The organism is Halomonas sp. N3-2A (genome assembly GCF_002216165.1).
Lineage (GTDB): Bacteria > Pseudomonadota > Gammaproteobacteria > Pseudomonadales > Halomonadaceae > Vreelandella.
This window is the reverse complement of sequence record NZ_CP022286.1, coordinates 3,578,509-3,595,310: the sequence shown is the minus strand read 5'-3', so window position 1 is coordinate 3,595,310 and position 16,802 is coordinate 3,578,509. Positions and strand designations below refer to the sequence as shown.

The following is a 16,802-nucleotide window of genomic DNA, read 5'->3' as shown; positions in this document are numbered from 1 at the left end:
CCATTGAGGAAACCAACCGCTGAGGAAAAAACCATGCAGCTCGACCATTACCGCTTACTGGGCCGTTCGGGCCTGAAAATATCTCCTATGGCGCTAGGCACCATGACTTTCGGTACGGAATGGAACTTCGGCGCCGACGAGTCGACTTCCCGCGCTATCTTTGATCGTTACGTCGACCACGGCGGCAACTTTATCGATACGGCGAATTACTATACCGGGGGCACTTCCGAGTCCTTTGTTGGCCGGTTTGCCCAAGGGAAGCGGGACCGCTTGGTCATCGCTACAAAATACACCTTGCCAATGCGCACCAATGACCCTAATTCCGGAGGTAACAGCCGACGGAGCATGGTTCGTGCGGTGGAAGACAGCTTGACCCGGCTCGGCAGCGACTATATCGACCTGCTTTATCTGCACGCCTGGGATTTCACTACACCGGTAGAAGAGATTCTGCGCGCCATGGATGATCTGGTGGCGGCGGGAAAGGTCGTTTATCTGGGACTGTCAGATATCCCTGCCTGGCAGGCCTCACGGATGCAGGCTATCGCAGATCTTCGTGGCTGGTCGCCAGTGATTGCGATGCAGCTAGAATACAATCTGATTGAGCGCAGCGTGGAGCGTGACTTGGTTCCAATGTCACGTGAAATGGGGATGGGCATCATACCCTGGTCACCGCTGGCGAGTGGACTTCTGACAGGGAAATACAGTCGTGCCGAACTCGCACCTGAAAACGTGGTCAGCGGCAGCCGTGCCGCCATAGTGAATGAGGCTGGCCCTGTCCCAGAGCGCAGCTTTCGCATCATCGATGAAGTGAAGCGGGTTGCTACGGAACAAAATACATCACCTGCCACCGTGGCTTTAGCGTGGCTGCTCGCCCGTCCTGGTATGGCCGCGCCGCTCATTGGGGCGCGATCGATAAGTCAGCTTGAAGCCAACCTGGATGCACTCGAACTGGAACTGACGGTTGACCAACAGGCGCGGCTCGACGAGGTTAGCGCGGTGCCTCTAGGATTTCCCCATGAGTACCTACGACGCCCTGCGGTCCAGGCAAATATCTATGGCGACATGTCGATCTCTATTCGGGACTAAGTGAGTGCTTGCGGGAGCTACTTCCTGTGACAATACATCTCAGTGTTGGACGGGATAGCCAGGCCCTATCAACCCTGTAATCCCGACGCACGCTGTGTTTATGGAGCTTGCTCAAGTTCGTGTAAACGCTTTAGCAAAAAGCGCTTCTCTGGATCAAGCGTCGCCAGCACAAGTGCCTGCTGATAGGCACTGCGCGCTGCATCATATTGGCCTTGGCGGCGCAGCAAATCCGCTTGTGCTGCATGAAAAAGATGATAGCGGCCCATTTGTGGGTGATGCGCTAACTCATCAAGAAGCTGCAAGCCGGTTGCCAGCGCACCATTCATGGCAATGGCCACTGCGCGATTCAGCGCCAGAATGGGGGAGGTGTTACGGCGGCATAGCGCATTGTAGAGCCTCACGATTCTCTCCCAATCGGTCTGTTCGGTGCTGCTAGCCTGTGAGTGTTCCGCGGCAATTGATGCCTGAAGAGTGTAGTAGCCGGTTGGAGTGAGCATCAGCGCCTGCTCAAGCCATTCGATGCCGCTACGAATGTCCTCTTGGTGCCACAAATCTCTATTTTGTTCGTCCAAGGTGATTAAGTCACCCGCGCTGTCTTGGCGTGCATCGCGACGAGCATCATTAAGCCGCATCAGTGCCATCAATCCAAACACCTCGCCACTGGGTAGCAGCCTTGCTAACGCCTCACCGAGGCGCATGGCTTCCTTCGTCAAACTGACATCAACGACCTGGCTGCCCATGCTGCGTGAGTAGCCTTCGTTGAACACTAAATAGATCACCTGGAGTACATCCGGCAGGCGCTCGGGGAGTGCTTCGCTATCAGGCACCGCGTAGGGGATGCGGGCATCACGAATTTTGCGCTTAGCGCGCACGATGCGTTGCGCCAGCGTAGTGGGTTTCATGAGTAACGCACTCGCCACCTGCTCGGTGGTGAGGCCGCACATTTCCCGTAGGGTTAATGCCACGCGGGCTTCCATGTTCAGGCTTGGATGACAACAGGTGAACAATAGGCGCAGTGCATCGTCTTGGATCGTCGCTGGTTCTAGATCCAGAGTCTCTTCGGCGGGTAACAGCAAATGAGCTCGGCGGCGTGCCGTGCTGCGTTGGCGAATCTGATTAACCCCACAGTGGTAGCCGGTACGAATTAACCAGGCTTGAGGATTGTCGGGTGTACCGTTAATCGGCCATTGCTGAACTGCGGCCACAAACGCGTCCTGCATTGCTTCTTCGGCAAGCTCAAAATCCCCTAGCAAGCGAATCAGAGTCGCCTGTACGCGCCGGGAATGATCGCGGTATAAGCTGTCGAGGTCATTACATTCTGTCTTCATAGACCAGTATTCATCACAGAGATCCATACGCTACCGGCAAAAAAATAGCCGAGCAGCGAGTTATTGTTATTAGCTCAAACGTAGCGCATGAAATCTCCGATGACGTGCTTTTCTAATGCGTATTTTTCTTAAGCCGCGGTGTTAACCATCGGTGCGCTTTCGAGTGGTGCTATTAAAAGGATGAAGAGCATCGCGGGTTACGTAGAAGCGCAATGTTTCACCTTCACGAACGGCTGGCTGGCCCGCGGTGCGAATCACCGTGGGTTGCTCGCTGTCGGCGAGATTAACGTACAGATGGCTTTCCGCGCCTGCCGCCTCAAAGAGCATGAGTGTCGCGTCGATGGCTAGATGTGGCGTATCGGGTGCGGTGAGGTGCATGTCGTCTGGGCGAATGCCGAGGGTGTCGGTGCCTTCGGGAAGGTGTTCCAGCACGCTGCTGTTTTGAGTACGCAGATACTCCAGCGGCAACATGTTCATTGCCGGGGAGCCAATAAATTCCGCAACGAACATTGTGGCCGGACGGGCGTAGATCTCCATCGGTGTGCCTACTTGCTCAATTTGCCCGGCATTTAGCACGACCAAACGGTCGCCCAGGGTCATGGCTTCCAGCTGGTCGTGGGTGACATACAGGCTGGTGGTTTTTAGGCGACGCTGTAGTTGCTTAATCTCCACCCGCATCTGTACGCGCAGCTTGGCGTCCAGGTTGGAAAGCGGTTCATCGAACAAGAAGGCTGAAGGCTCGCGCACCAGTGCTCGGCCCATTGCTACCCGCTGGCGCTGGCCGCCGGAAAGCTTGCGGGGTTTACGCTCCAGGAAGTCTTCAATCTCTAGCATCTTGGCCGCTAAGCGCACGCGTTTATCGATGTCATCTTTTTTGAAACCCCGGTTCTTTAAGCCATAAGCGAGGTTGTTGTAGACGGTCATGTGCGGATAAAGCGCGTAGTTCTGGAACACCATGGCGATATCGCGTTCAGCGGGCTCTAGCTTATTTACTACCCGGTCGCCGATTTTGAGCGTGCCTTCGGTAATGGTTTCAAGCCCCGCGACCATGCGCAGCAGGGTCGATTTGCCACAACCGGATGGCCCGACGAGTACCACAAACTCGCCATCTTCAATCTGTAGGTCGATGCCTTTGACGGCGTGAACATCGCCGGTATAGGTTTTCTTCAGCCCTTCCAAGGTAATGCTAGCCATCTTATTTCTCCGTCTCGGTCAGGCCTTTCACAAATAGGCGTTGCATAAACAGAATCACCAGTACCGGCGGCAGGGCGGCCATTACCACGGCGGCCATAATCAAATGCCACTGGGGATTCTCTTCTGAGGTCATGCGTTGAATACCCATCACAATGGTGTAGTAGTCAGGATCGGTGGTGATTAGTAGCGGCCACAGGTATTGGTTCCAGCCGTAGATAAACATGATCACAAACAGCGCGGCGATATTGGTCACCGACAGTGGCATCAAGATGTCTTTAAAAAACTTCAGTGGCCCGGCGCCGTCGACGCGGGCGGCTTCGAGCATTTCTTCGGGAATGGTCATAAAGAACTGGCGGAACAGGAACGTCGCGGTGGCCGAGGCAATCAGCGGAATCGACAGCCCGGCAAAGCTATTGAGCATGTTGAGGTCCGCAACGACCTGAAACGTCGGAATAATGCGTACCTCCACCGGCAGCATCAGCGTGATGAAAATTAGCCAGAAGAAGAACATCCGAAAACGAAAGCGGAAGTAAACAATTGCAAACGCCGACAGTAGTGAGATCGACAGTTTTCCTATGGTAATCGCCATGGCCATAACAAAACTGTTCCATAGCATCATGCCTGCTGGTGGGGCTCCTGCGTTGGAAACGCCGGACTGCCACATACGGGTAAAGTTTTCGATACCATGGGCGCCGGGCAGCATCGGCAGTATACCGCGTAGCAAGTCGCCTGGCGCCTGGGTAGACGCCACGAGCGCAACGTACACGGGGAACACCACCACCGCGACGCCAATCATCAACGTCAGATGAGCAAAAAAATTCGCCCAAGGTCGGTTTTCAACCATTGAAAGTCTCCCAAACAATTAGCCAGTGGTGTTAGTAGTTCACGCGGCGCTCGATAAAGCGGAACTGCACCACCGTGAGCGCGACCACAATGGCCATTAAAATCACTGACTGAGCGGCCGAAGAGCCTAAATTCAAGCCGACGAAGCCATCGGCGTAGACCTTATAGACCAGCGTGTTGGTTGCCTGGGCGGGGCCGCCTTGGGTAGTCGCGTGAATAATGCCAAATGTATCGAACATGGCGTAAACCACGTTAACCACCATCAAGAAGAAGGTCGTTGGCGTCAGCAGCGGGAAAATAATCGTCCAGAAGCGCTTAGTCGGGCCGGCGCCGTCAATGGAGGCGGCTTCAATCAGCGATTGTGGGATTGACTGTAAGCCCGCTAGGAAAAACAAGAAGTTATAAGAAATTTGCTTCCAGGCGGCGGCAAAAATCACCAGCAGCATGGCGTCACTTCCCGAATTTCGGTGATTCCACTGATAACCCACCATTTCTAGCATATAGGGAACAATGCCGATTGAGGGGTTGAAGATAAACCACCACAAAACGCCCGCAAGGGCGGGGGCTATGGCGTAGGGCCACACCAGCAGCGTGGTGTAGGTACTACGTGAGCGAATCATCCGGTTGACGGTGCTGGCCAATAATAGAGCCACCGTCATTGACAGGAGTGTGGTACCGATGGCAAACACCGCTGTCGCGGAGAGCGAGTTAAGATAAGCGCCATCGCGAAACAGGCGAGCGAAGTTTTCCAAGCCCACAAACGTCGAGCGCAGCCCAAAGGCGTCTTCGCGCAATAGCGACTGATACAACGCTTGGCCAGCAGGCCAGATAAAGAAAATCAGCGTCACAATCACCTGGGGCGCCAGCAGCGCGTAGGGCAAAAAGCGACCAGGGTAGGTCATGCGTTTAGTTTGCATGGGCAGCTCTGCAAATGGTTAGTAAATATAAGCATCGACAAACGAAATCGCCGCCTACCCAGTGGGGTAAGCGGCGAAGTGAGTACTTATTTACTGGTTGGCAGCTTCAAAGTCACGGAGTAAATCATTGCCACGTGCCACTGCGTCGTCAGCTGCTTCCTGGCCCGATTTGCCACCGGTCATCACGGCTTCCATCTCTTCGGAGATAATGTCGCGGATCTGTACAAAGTTACCAAACCGCAGGCCTTTCGAGTTCTCGGTCGGTTCGTTTAGCGTCATCTGCTTCAGCGAAATATCGGCACCTGGGTTCTCATCGTAGTAGCCCTGCTCTTTGCTTAAGTCCCACGCCGCTTGAGTGATGGGCAGGTAGCCGGTTTGCTGGTGCCACTCGGCTTGTACATCAGGCTGTGAGAGGTACTCAAAGAAGGCGGCAACGGCTTCATACTCGTCATCGGTGTGGCCTTGTAGTGCCCACAGGGTGGCACCGCCAATGATGGAGTTCTGTGGCGCACCATCTACGTCGTCATAGTAGGGCTGCATGCCAAAACCGACTTCAAAGTCAGAGTTAGCGGCGACATCCGCGCGGGAAGCAGAAGAGCCGAAGAAAATCGCGCAGTCCTGGGAGTAGAACAGCGGTTCTGAGTCAGGGCCAGAACCGGGGCCGCCCCATTTAAAGACCCCTTCTTCCTGCCAGTTGTGGAGGTTGTCCCAATGGCGGGCGACCAGCTCATTGTTGAAATTGAACTCTGTTTCCATGCCGCCAAAGCCGTTTTCCAGCGTACCAAGCGGCACATTATGCCAAGCGGAGAAGTTTTCCAGCATTACCCAGCTAGGCCAGGAGGTGGTAAAGCCACAGCTGGCCGCCCCAGAATCGACGATTTGGCGCGAAAAATCGGCCACTTCAGACCAGGTTTGCGGCGCCTGCTCAGGGTCTAGACCCGCTTCCTCAAACATGTCGCGGTTGTAGTACATAATCGGCGTAGAAGAGTTGAACGGGAACGACAGCATGTTGCCGTTGGTGTCGGTGTAGTAACCGACTACCGCTGGCAGGAAGGCTTCGCGATCAAACGCGCGGCCATGCTCTTCCATCAACTCGTACACGGGGTAGATGGCACCTTTGGCGTTCATCATAGTGCCAGTGCCGACTTCAAAAACCTGGAGAATATGCGGCTGCTCGCCCGCACGGAACGCCGCAATGGCGCCGGTCATCGTTTCGGTATAATTGCCGCGGTAGCTGGGTGTGACGTGGTAGTCGTCCTGAGAAGCGTTAAACTCCTCCGTCATTTCTTCAAGGATCTCACCAAGCTGGCCTCCCATAGCGTGCCACCAGGTCACTTCGGTCGCAGAATGGGCAGAAAGGCTAAACGTGGCAGTAGCCACCCCTAGGGCAAGCGCGTGCAATGTGAAACGAGACATAACGGCTCCTTGTGGGTCGTTCGCAGTACGTTTATTAAGTTTTTGGGTGCACTGAACAGTAGAAAGTGTAGATGACGTTTTCATGAATGCACGATGAACTCGACGTGACAGTCAACGTTTCGCTGTGCGTCGGCCTGCTTAGTAGGCAAAGGAGAGAGGCGGTGATAGGGTGATATGAAGAGCCTAACTGACGAGAGCAGTATGACTGACGCGACCACATTACTGGCGAAGCTAGTATCGTTCGATACCACTTCCAGTGAATCTAATTTGGCCCTAATTGAATTCGTTGAGCACTATCTAGCTGATTATGGTGTGGCTTCAGAGCGGGTGATGAGCCCGTGTGGCACCAAAGCCAACCTGATTGCCCGCGTAGGCCCTGACGCCCCTGGCGGAGTGATGCTTTCTGGGCATACCGACGTAGTGCCGGTGGCCGGTCAGCCATGGTCGAGTGATCCGTTTACCCTTCGTGATGGCGGCGATGGCCGGCTCTACGGGCGTGGTACCTGTGATATGAAAGGCTTTATTGCCTGTGCGTTAGCCATGGTGCCGACCTGGGTCAATGCGCCGCTGAAGCAGCCTATCTATTTCGGATTTTCTTACGACGAAGAAATTGGCTGTGTGGGCGCGCCGAGTCTTATTAAACGCTTTTACGAGCACTACTCCACTACCGCCCACGTCATTGTTGGTGAGCCTACCAGCATGCAGCCTGTGGTCGCGCAAAAAGGCGCAACGAATCTGCGCACCACCGTGATTGGCCAGGAGGCCCACAGTAGCCAAGTGAATCAAGGCACGTCAGCTATCCATGTTGCGGCAAGGCTCGTCACGTTCATTGAAGACACCATGGCGGCATTGGTGGAAGAGGGCCGCGTCGATGAGGCCTTTAACGTGCCTCATACCAGCCTGCACGTTGGCAAAATAAAAGGCGGTACGGCGATCAACATTATGGCGCGGGAGTGTCAGTTTGAGTGGGAAATTCGCCATCTGCCCACGGACACCTTCGACGAAATATACGCGCGCTTTGATGCCTATTGTGCCCAGCTAAGCGCTGAGCTGCAGGCTAAAGGCAAGCACGTTGAAATCACCACCGAGCCGCTAAACGTGACAGTGCCGGGCTTGGCCGATCGCGCAAACGACCAGGTGCTCCGTTTAGCTAAAGACCATCTGCCACACGCCTGCTGTAATCATGCGGTCGCTTATGCCACCGAGGCCGGGCAGTTCCAAGGTCAGGGTTTGCAGACAATAATTCTTGGCCCTGGCAGCATCGCCCAGGCACATCAACCCGATGAGTATATTGAGACGGCGCAGTTGCATGAGTGTACGGCGTTTATGCAGCGATTAGGACAGGCGCTAGAAACACCTCATTTGGAGTGATGGTTGCTAATGAGTCCGCAATATAAATAGCGCACAATAAAAAACACCCGCCAATATTAAATAGACGGGTGTTTTCTTGAGACGCTTACGGACTGGCTATTAGTGCTGATGCTGCTCTTCGTAAAGCTCTGCTTTCGCATGGCGCATCACATCTTCGCAGGCCTGTTGGCGGGCAAGTTGGGTCAGCAGCCGCTGAGTCACCTCAAACCCTTTTCCCAAACAGGTATCAACTTCGTCTCGGCTAACGTGCGGAGAGACGTTGTAGTCGATTTTTACCGTACGGCCACCGCCTTCTAGTCGATCGGCGATTTGTCTAAGCCGCCAGGCGATTCGCTCTTTCCAGGTTGCTGATTCTACCGCGCCTTCGTTTACGCTAAACGTGCACTGCCACTCGGGTTTGTAAACCTTCATAGGAGAACCTCCACTGGGTTTGGAAAGAATGCTTGGTCGTGTGTCGTACTCCGTCTGTCTGATGATGTAGCTCTGGTACTATATCTAACTCTGTGCCAATACCGAAACAAAACGTATACCAAATCTATAAACCAAAGAATACAGAGCTTTCAATATGACGCTTTCAACGCCAGTCTCAACGTCAGCCAACTGCCCGTGCGGCAGTGGTGCTGCATTTACGGCGTGTTGCCAGCCTTATCACCAAGGTGCAACGGCATTTACGCCAGAAGCGCTAATGCGCTCACGTTACACGGCATTTGCGTTGAATAGCCGTGATTACCTACTCGCCACTTGGCACGCATCAACGCGGCCAGCACAGCTAGCGCCCGACCCAGACACCCAATGGAAAGCGCTCACGATTGTGGCGGCACCGCCAGCAAACGAGAGGCAGGGCACAGTCCATTTTTTAGCCTATTTTCGTGAACAAAACCGCTGGCATGTGCTGGAAGAAAACTCACGGTTTGTGTTTGAAGACGGGCGCTGGTGGTATGTGGATGGCGTGCCGACCATTGAGCGCCTCAAACCGCGGCGAAACGAGCGCTGTCTATGTGGTAGCGGTCGAAAAATAAAGAGTTGTTGCGGTGAGTAGTCTAAATACCGATACCCAATGGTTCCTCTACTTACTTGAGTGCAAGCGCGGCACCTATGTGGGGATTACCAATAACCTAGCGAAACGTTACCAAGCGCACTGCGATGGCAAAGGCGCCCGCTATACCCGAGCGAATCCACCGATAGCGCTGCTCGGCGCGCAACCGTTCGCAGATCGCGCCGAGGCCAGCCGCGCTGAATATGCGCTGAAGCGCCAAACGCCAAGCCGAAAACGTCAATGGGCCACTCAGTGGCCGGTTAACGATTTTTCCGGCTCGGCGTTGGATAGGTAACTTGCGCAGATAATCGAATGACCGGTCTACCGAACCACCGTCACCGTGCACGCTGCCTGGCGTACAACATTGAGGGCGGTGGAGCCCATAAAGTGGTCGGGAAAGCCGGGACGGTTCGAGGAAATAATGATGCAGTCGACGCCGTTGCGTTTGGCAAACTTGACCACCTGATGGGCAGCATTGCCTTCCACAACATGAATCTCGTAGTGCTCGCCGCCAATTTTCTGGCGAATACCGTCCTTGATGCGCTGAGCGGTGGTTTCGCGGTAATCACTCGGCAGTGATGGTGCGATATAAGGGGGAATACGCTCCATTACCGAAATGATCTGTATGGTGCTGTCTTTGTCTGCCAGCTTACGTGCCACTTCGATTTTTTGCAGGATATTGGAGTTATTGTCTGCCGCCGTTGTGATTAGAATATTCTTATACATGAGAGATGCCCTCAGGTTGATAGGCAGTGGTGCGAGGCGACAACTCGGTCGCCTCTAGCCACGTGTTGGTCTGGTAGGTGGCGATCTACTTCGCTAGCTCGGCTTGCGGCAGACTTTCGGTGTATGGCTGCTTATAGGTGTTGACGTCGTTACGCTCGCCTTCACGCCAAATGCAGATATTGAACAGGCCGTACACAATAGCAATCACGGGGGTGATAATGGCGAGGAAGGTCCAACCCATATAATCCCACGCGGACACGCCGAGCACGCCCATGTAGTAAGCACCGCCTAGCCCCCAAGGAACCAGCGGTGAAGTAACCGTGGCCGAGTCCTCACAGGTGCGCGAACATACCGATGGCAGAATTTTGAGTTTGCGGTAGGCGGGTACGAACATGCGCCCCGGAATAATGATGGCAATATACTGGCTGGCCGAGAACAGGTTGGTGGCTAATGATGAGACAACGTGAGTAACGATTAGTCCGCGTGAATTACTGACCAGTTTGCCCATCTTTTCCAATAACACTTCGAGCATGCGGGTTTTCTCTAGTAGGCCACCCAGGCTAAGCCCGATAAAGCCCAGCGAGATCGTCCACATCATGCCTTGCAAACCACCACGACTTAATAGGCTATCAACGGCTTCAACACCGGTTTCCGATACATAGCCGTAGTTCATGTAATTCATCATGCTGCCCAGTCCGACGCCTTGAGTGGCGACAGCAAGTCCCGCCCCCAATAGGCTGCCAATGACCATGACTGCCAGGGCGTTGATGCGCCGATAGGCCAAAACGACCACTATTAATGGGGGCAGGAAGGCGAGCAGACCCACTGAGAAATTATCGCTAATGCCCGCTAGTAGTTCAGCGGTGCGGGAAATATCAGCCCCTTCGCCGTCAAACTGCATGCCGATAAAGAAGAACAGAATAATAGTAATGATCAGTGCAGGACCGGTGGTGTAGAACATCGAGCGGATGTGGTCGAACAGGTTGGCCTCGGCAACCCCAGCAGCGAGGTTGGTGGAGTCTGATACTGGTGAAATCTTGTCACCGAAGATAGCACCGGAAATAACTGCGCCCGCGGTCATCGCCGGAGAAATATCCAGACCGCTGCCGATGCCGATAAAGGCTACGCCGAAGGTGGCGGCGGTGGTCCATGAGCTGCCGGTGACCAGTGATGCAACGGCACACACGATGACGGCCGTGACCAGGAAATAGGAGGGGTTGATCAGTTGAAGGCCATAATAGATCAGCGAGGGAATCGTGCCGGAGGCAATCCAACTGGCGACTAACACACCGACCATCATTAAGATCAGCATCGGCAGCATGGCGATTTCGCAGCCGTACAATATGCCTTTCTGCACATCCTGCCAGCTGAAGCCGGAATACAGCGCGATGATGGCGCAGACCACAATGGCAAAGATCAGCGAGATATGGGTGACCCAGTCTTCACCAAGTAAAAAGATCTGCGCAAACATCATGAAGCATAAGAAGCCGATGCCTATGATGGCGCCCCAAAACGAGGGCCGCTTGTTTTCGTCGTTGGTTGTTGTTGACATTATTATTCTCCTTATAAGGAGTTAGTGTTGTTTGCCGCTTGGTTAAACGGCATCTAGTTGCTTTAGCGTTCTAAAATGATGGCGATGCCTTGCCCACCGCCGATGCAGGCCGCCGCGCAGCCATAGCGCTGCTGGCGGGAGTGAAGAAGTCGGCTAAGCGTGCCAGCGAGGCGGATGCCGGTCGCGCCTAACGGGTGCCCCAGCGCCATGGCGCCACCCCAGATATTGACGCTCTCAGGGTCAATCGAAAGCTCACCCATGGCATGCAGCGGCACCGCGGCGAAGGCTTCGTTGATTTCCCATACGCCGATATCCTGCGGTGTTAGCTGGGCCTGTTTCAGCGCGCGACGAATGGCGGCAGCGGCTCCGGCGCCCATCTCCTCTGGCTTGACGCCGCAGTCGGCGATGGCCACAACGCGTGCCAAGGGGCTAATGCCGTGCTGGCGCAGGGCAGATTCAGACATCAGTAACGTGGCAGCAGCACCAGAGGTCAGCGGCGAGCTGTTGCCTGCGGTCACTACGCCGCCTTGCATAAATACCGGGTCCAGCCCCGCCAGGCGCTCAGCGCTGGTATCCGCGCGGATGTTGCTGTCCGCGCTGACCGGTTCGCCTGCCGCGTTGTTCAGAGTCAAACGCTCAGCGTCAAAGTGACCTGCTGCGTTGGCCTTGGCGGCACGCTGGTGAGAACTGAGGGCGAGTGCATCCATCGCCTCGCGCGAAATACCGGCAGCCTTGGCCAGTCTTTCGGCGGTCAGCCCCATGTTGAGCACCACGTCGAGTGCCAGCCAGTCGGCTGTTTGCAGCGCTTGAGGGCTGGTCAGCACGCCTTCCTTAAACAGTGCGGGGCCCATGGGCACACGGGTCATGTTTTCCACGCCGCCGGCCATACCAACCTCAACCGCGCCCACCTGAATTTCCCGTGCGGTGTTGCGTAGCGCGGCAAGTCCTGAGCCGCACTGTTGATCAATTTGGCGGGTAGCACATGCCTCGCCCAGGGGGCCGAAACGCTCGGCCAGCCACAGCGGGTAACGCCCACCAAAGCTCCACTGCTCTTTTACTGGCAGGGCGCAGCCAATGCTCACATCTTCCACCGCCGCGCCATCAACGCCGCTACGAGCTAACAAGCCATCGAACACGCTGGCTAGCAGGGCATCGCTGCGGGTATCTGCCCAGGCATCGACCTCGGGTTTGCGGGGGTGCGCGCGGCTGAAGGCGCTACGTGCATAGTCGGCGAGATACACGTCTCTCATGCGTGGGTCTCCTGGTTGTTTGCCATGCGCGCCCAGCGGTGGATGAATAGGGCATAGGTGGTTAGCACGTGGCGGATCGAGTCGATGTTGACGCACTCGTCTACGCCGTGAATGCGCTGAGCAATCGGGCCATAGCAGGTGCCGTTGATCTCGCCGGAAACGTGGAAGGCCCTTAGGTCAGTGGTGCAGGTGGACAGATAGTGGGCAGGTGGTTCGCCTAATAAGGCTTCGTGGCACTCCGAGAGAAGCCGGATACCTGGGGTGTCGAGATCGACCACATGCCCTTCGGAACGAAAGCCATGGAAGCTGATCTTGGGTGGAGGTGTGGCGTCGTCAAGCTCGGCATGGCGGCTCATCAGGGTGTCGCGGACCCGCTGCATGGCCTCCTCCGGTGACATGCCTGGCGGGAAGCCAACACGCCCTTCCAGAATGGCGTGGGCCGGTACGCTGGAGGCCCAGTTGCCCGCATCTACACGGCCAACGCTAAGGTTGAATGGGTGCGGATGGTCAACGTAAAGCGCAGGCCGGGGTAAGTCGTTCATTTCGGCTTCCAGCGCTTTTAGCGCGGGCAGATAGTCCTGCAGGGCTTCAATCGCATTGCGCCCCGCGCTGGGGTCGAGCACATGGGCGGGCACGCCATCCAGGCGCATTCGAAACCAAAGCACTCCCACTTGGCCAGCGTAGATCTGAGCGCCGAAAGGTTCCGGGATCAGTACGAAATCGCCGCTAAAGCCTTGATGCAGGCAGGCCAGTGCGCCGTTGCCGGTGCACTCTTCTTCAATCACGGTTTGCAGGGTGAGCGGGAAGTTGATCTCGACGCCTGCCTGACGTACGGCCTCAACCGCCATCACCATGGCGGCAATCCCCGCCTTCATATCACCTGCGCCACGGCCATACAGCCAGCCATCTTTTTGCCACGGCTCCCAGGGGGGGCGGGTCCACATATCGACAGGCTCGGCAGGTACCACATCGAGGTGGCCGTTGAACACTAAATGTGGTCCTGGCGCGCCGTGATTGAGGTCTGAAATGACGTTATAGCGGCCAGTGCTGGGCCATTCGGTGGGAGCACGATGGGGGTGCTCCTCAAAGCCGGGGGCATCCAAGGGTACACGGGTCACTGGCAGGCCCAGGCGCTCAAGGTGGCGCTCCATGGTGTCCAGCGCACTCTGTTCCTGGCCAAGGACGCTATAGCCCCGCACCAGATCGCTGGTCAGTTCCAGGGTGTCGTCCATCAGGGCATTGCAGCAGGCAATGATGCGTTGTTCGGTGGCGTCGAGCATCAGAATCTCCCTAAACGTGATTCATCAATCAGCAGAGGGGCGTCGGTCGCCTCGCGGAGCGCTTCAACGCTCAGCCCTTCGGCGATTTCTACTACCTCAAGTCCTTCCGGGGTCACATCCATCACGGCTTTCTCGGTGATAATGCGGGAAATACAGTGGCTGGCGGTCAGGGGTAACTGGCAGCGGGTGAGAATCTTGGGGTTGCCGTACTTATCGTTGTGGGAGCACAGCACCACCAGACGGGCGACTTTCTGGGCCAGCTCCATAGCACCGCCAATGCCCGGCGAAAATTTGCCAGGGATCTTCCAGTTGGCCAGGTTGCCTTCCTGATCCACCTCGAAGGCGCCCATAAAGGTAACGTCCACGCGACTGCGGCGGATCATTGCAAAGGACGTGGCGCTATCGAATACGCTAGCCCCCGCGCGGGTGGTGATATACGCGCCGCCGGAGTCAATCATGTCGATATCGAGCGCTTCGCCTGCTTGGCGGGGGCGGCAGCCCAGCACGCCGTTTTCGGAATGCACCAGGACATTCATATCATCGGGCAGGTAGTGGAACAGCCGTGTTGGCAGCCCGATCCCCAGATTGACGATCTGGCCGTCGATGACTTCACGGGCGGCGCGGGTCAACATACGCTGCTGATCAGAAAGCATGGGGGCGAACTCCTTGCTGGCTGGACGCGCGGTCGACCTGCACCACATGACTGACAAAGGCACAAGGCGTATGAATGGTGTCGATAGGCAGGTCGCCGGGTTGGTCGATACGGTAGGTTTGGGCAATCACCCGCTCGGCAGCCATGGCCATTAAGGGGTTGAAATTGCTGGCCGTGGCGCGATAGATCAGGTTGCCGTAGCGGTCGGCTCGCTCAGCGTGAATTAGCGCAACATCAGCCTGTAAGGCCGGCTCAATCGCCCAAGTGCAACCTTCCACACTGATTTCCTGACGGCCTTCGGCAATTTCCGTACCGATGCCGATATCGGTAAGAAAGCCGCCATGGCCAACGCCTGCACAGCGGATTTTTTCAGCCAACAGCCCCTGAGGATGAAAAATGACCTCCATCTCACCAGCATTCATGGCGTCAATGGCTGTTCGGTTGAGGCCTAAGTGAGAGGTGATCAAGCGCTTTACACGGCCTGCCTCAATTAGCTTGCCGATACCGATACCGGGTTCATTGGCATCGTTTTTAATCAGCGTCAGGTTGCGCTGACCGCTGGCGAGCAGGGCGTCGAGCAACGCAAAGGGCGTGCCCGGCGAGCCAAAGCCGCCGACCATGATGGTCGCGCCATCGGGAATCTCGGCGATAGCCGCGTCAATATCACAGCTTTTGTGGTTTAGCAGCGTCATGGTGTTAAGCGCTCCCGGGAAGGTTGTGGGGGCAAATCAGCGGCGGTAAGCGCTTGATCAAAACGCACCATGGCTCGCGCTAAGCGTTCCAGCAGAGTGTCGACTTCCTCGGGCTGAATAGTCAGCGGCGGGCAGACCAGGAAATGATCACCGGCCACGCCATCCAGAGTACGGCGGGGGTAGATCAGCAGGCCTTCCTGTTTGGCCAATGCGGTGATTTGGGCGAAGCGGTTTTGCTCGGCAGGGAAAGGCTGGCGCGATTCGCCATCGGCGACCAGTTCGACGCCCCATAACAGGCCAGCACCGCGCACATGGCCGACCCAGTCGTAGCGCTCGGCAAGCCTGCGCAGCCCTGCTTCCAGCTGCGCGCCACGCTGGCGGGTATTTTCCAGCAAATCTTCGCGCACAATGGCCTCAAGCACGGCCAGGCCAGTAGCGCAGGCCAAAGGGTTGCCAGCATAGGTGTGGCCGTGTTGGAAGCCACCGCTGGCCATGACCGTTTCGACGATAGCGCTGCGGGCGAGCATCGCGCCAATAGGGTAGTATCCCGCGCCCAATCCCTTTGCGGTGACCAGGATGTCCGGCACCACATCGTAATGCTGGCAGGCAAACCAAGTGCCAGTTCGACCCACGCCGGTGAGTACTTCATCGGCAATCAGCAAGCAGCCGAATTCATCGCATAAGGCACGAATGCCTTGCAGGTAGCGTTTGCCTAACAGTCGTGCACCGGTGCTGGCACCGCCGATTGGCTCCAGTACAAAACCAATTAGTGAGTCAGGACCAGCGGCTTCCACGGCGGCGCGGGTCTCTGCCAGGATGCGGTCAACGTGAGTGTCATCATCACACTCCTGATGACGATAGAAATCCGGCCCCGGTACTTTGATGGACGCATGGGTCATGCTGGTGAAGGGCGCTTCCAGCGGCTGATAACCGGTCATGCCCAGTGCCCCCATGGTGCTGCCATGATAAGACGGGCGCAGCGATACAAAGCGCTGGCGCTGAGGCTGGCCAAGGGCGAAAAAGTATTGCCTCGCCAGCTTGAGGGCCGACTCCACTGCCTCGGAACCGCTGGAAATGAAAAACACCTTGCTGAGTTCACCCTCAAATAGCTCGACTAGCCGATGGCCAAGCGCAACGGCGGGGGCGCTTTCAAACTGGGTGCGGTAGGTGAAGGCCACCTTATCCATCTGGGCGAGCATGGCGTCACGAATATCCTGTCGGCCATGACCAAGGTTGCAGGAAATAGCCCCAGAGCAACCATCCAGATAATCCTTGCCCTGGGTATCCCAGAGCATAACGCCATCAGCGTGGCTGACTTCCGGCAGGGCAGGACCTGCCTGGTAGAACAGCGGAGAGTCGGTCATCACGTTTTCCGTTTTTTATGGTGTGGTGAAAAATCTCCCTTGCAGTCTAGGTAGGCTTGTTACTATATTTCAATATATGATCGTTTTTCGAATAT

17 protein-coding genes are annotated in these 16,802 nt (G+C 56.1%); 4 read left to right on the top strand and 13 right to left on the bottom strand.

Annotated features, from left to right (window positions below):
- Positions 1–33: 33 nt before the first annotated feature.
- Entirely contained in the window at positions 34–1,086 is a 1,053-nt protein-coding gene (locus tag CEK60_RS16725; protein WP_089039976.1) for an aldo/keto reductase, read from the top strand.
- Between the two features lie 98 nt (positions 1,087–1,184).
- Here CEK60_RS16725 and CEK60_RS16720 read toward each other — a convergent pair whose 3' ends face one another.
- From CEK60_RS16720 to ugpB, 5 genes are all read right to left on the bottom strand, one after another.
- On the bottom strand, positions 1,185–2,414 hold the full coding sequence (locus CEK60_RS16720; protein ID WP_089039975.1) for an RNA polymerase sigma factor: 1,230 nt from the start codon (positions 2,412–2,414) through the stop codon (positions 1,185–1,187).
- 141 nt (positions 2,415–2,555) lie between these two features.
- Positions 2,556–3,608, bottom strand: a complete 1,053-nt coding sequence (locus CEK60_RS16715) for a sn-glycerol-3-phosphate import ATP-binding protein UgpC (protein WP_089039974.1) — start codon at positions 3,606–3,608, stop codon at positions 2,556–2,558.
- Position 3,609: 1 nt separating this feature from the next.
- Entirely contained in the window at positions 3,610–4,452 is an 843-nt protein-coding gene (gene ugpE / locus CEK60_RS16710) for a sn-glycerol-3-phosphate ABC transporter permease UgpE (protein ID WP_089039973.1), read from the bottom strand.
- A gap of 31 nt (positions 4,453–4,483) precedes the next feature.
- Entirely contained in the window at positions 4,484–5,368 is an 885-nt protein-coding gene (gene ugpA / locus CEK60_RS16705; protein WP_089039972.1) for a sn-glycerol-3-phosphate ABC transporter permease UgpA, read from the bottom strand.
- Positions 5,369–5,458: 90 nt separating this feature from the next.
- Positions 5,459–6,784: a sn-glycerol-3-phosphate ABC transporter substrate-binding protein UgpB gene (ugpB, locus tag CEK60_RS16700; protein WP_089039971.1), complete on the bottom strand. Its 1,326-nt coding sequence runs from the start codon at positions 6,782–6,784 to the stop codon at positions 5,459–5,461.
- 201 nt (positions 6,785–6,985) lie between these two features.
- On the opposite strand from ugpB, the gene argE reads away from it, so the two are divergent.
- The gene (gene argE, locus CEK60_RS16695; RefSeq protein ID WP_089040958.1) at positions 6,986–8,155 is read left to right on the top strand and encodes an acetylornithine deacetylase; all 1,170 of its coding nucleotides are present in this window, start codon (positions 6,986–6,988) and stop codon (positions 8,153–8,155) included.
- A 99-nt stretch (positions 8,156–8,254) separates the two neighbouring features.
- Here the strand turns inward: argE and CEK60_RS16690 are convergent, their stop codons facing one another.
- A complete protein-coding gene (locus CEK60_RS16690; protein ID WP_030074158.1) occupies positions 8,255–8,566 on the bottom strand; it encodes a hypothetical protein in 312 nt (103 codons plus the stop codon).
- 154 nt (positions 8,567–8,720) lie between these two features.
- Between CEK60_RS16690 and CEK60_RS16685 the strand changes: the two genes are divergently transcribed.
- Both CEK60_RS16685 and CEK60_RS16680 read left to right on the top strand, forming a co-directional pair.
- Positions 8,721–9,194, top strand: coding sequence for a YchJ family protein (locus CEK60_RS16685; protein WP_089039970.1), 474 nt, complete (start codon positions 8,721–8,723; stop codon positions 9,192–9,194).
- The gene (locus tag CEK60_RS16680) at positions 9,187–9,486 is read left to right on the top strand and encodes a GIY-YIG nuclease family protein (RefSeq protein ID WP_089039969.1); all 300 of its coding nucleotides are present in this window, start codon (positions 9,187–9,189) and stop codon (positions 9,484–9,486) included. The genes CEK60_RS16685 and CEK60_RS16680 overlap by 8 nt, the downstream gene beginning before the upstream one ends.
- A gap of 26 nt (positions 9,487–9,512) precedes the next feature.
- On the opposite strand, the gene CEK60_RS16675 is transcribed toward CEK60_RS16680, so the two are convergent.
- From CEK60_RS16675 to CEK60_RS16645, 7 genes are all read right to left on the bottom strand, one after another.
- Positions 9,513–9,917: a universal stress protein gene (locus CEK60_RS16675; protein ID WP_038480531.1), complete on the bottom strand. Its 405-nt coding sequence runs from the start codon at positions 9,915–9,917 to the stop codon at positions 9,513–9,515.
- A gap of 85 nt (positions 9,918–10,002) precedes the next feature.
- On the bottom strand, positions 10,003–11,469 hold the full coding sequence (gene nhaC, locus CEK60_RS16670; RefSeq protein WP_089039968.1) for a Na+/H+ antiporter NhaC: 1,467 nt from the start codon (positions 11,467–11,469) through the stop codon (positions 10,003–10,005).
- Positions 11,470–11,531: 62 nt separating this feature from the next.
- Complete coding sequence (locus CEK60_RS16665; protein ID WP_089039967.1) at positions 11,532–12,719, bottom strand: acetyl-CoA C-acyltransferase; 1,188 nt, start codon at positions 12,717–12,719, stop codon at positions 11,532–11,534.
- The gene (locus tag CEK60_RS16660; RefSeq protein WP_089039966.1) at positions 12,716–13,999 is read right to left on the bottom strand and encodes an ArgE/DapE family deacylase; all 1,284 of its coding nucleotides are present in this window, start codon (positions 13,997–13,999) and stop codon (positions 12,716–12,718) included. The genes CEK60_RS16665 and CEK60_RS16660 overlap by 4 nt, the downstream gene beginning before the upstream one ends.
- Positions 13,999–14,715, bottom strand: a complete 717-nt coding sequence (locus CEK60_RS16655; RefSeq protein WP_232471394.1) for a 3-oxoacid CoA-transferase subunit B — start codon at positions 14,713–14,715, stop codon at positions 13,999–14,001. Before CEK60_RS16655 ends, CEK60_RS16660 begins: the two co-directional genes overlap by 1 nt.
- Positions 14,642–15,343 carry a CoA transferase subunit A gene (locus CEK60_RS16650; protein WP_089039964.1) on the bottom strand — a complete coding sequence of 234 codons (702 nt, stop codon included), beginning with the start codon at positions 15,341–15,343 and terminating at the stop codon, positions 14,642–14,644. Before CEK60_RS16650 ends, CEK60_RS16655 begins: the two co-directional genes overlap by 74 nt.
- Positions 15,340–16,707, bottom strand: coding sequence for an aminotransferase family protein (locus CEK60_RS16645; RefSeq protein ID WP_089039963.1), 1,368 nt, complete (start codon positions 16,705–16,707; stop codon positions 15,340–15,342). The genes CEK60_RS16650 and CEK60_RS16645 overlap by 4 nt, the downstream gene beginning before the upstream one ends.
- Positions 16,708–16,802: the final 95 nt, after the last annotated feature.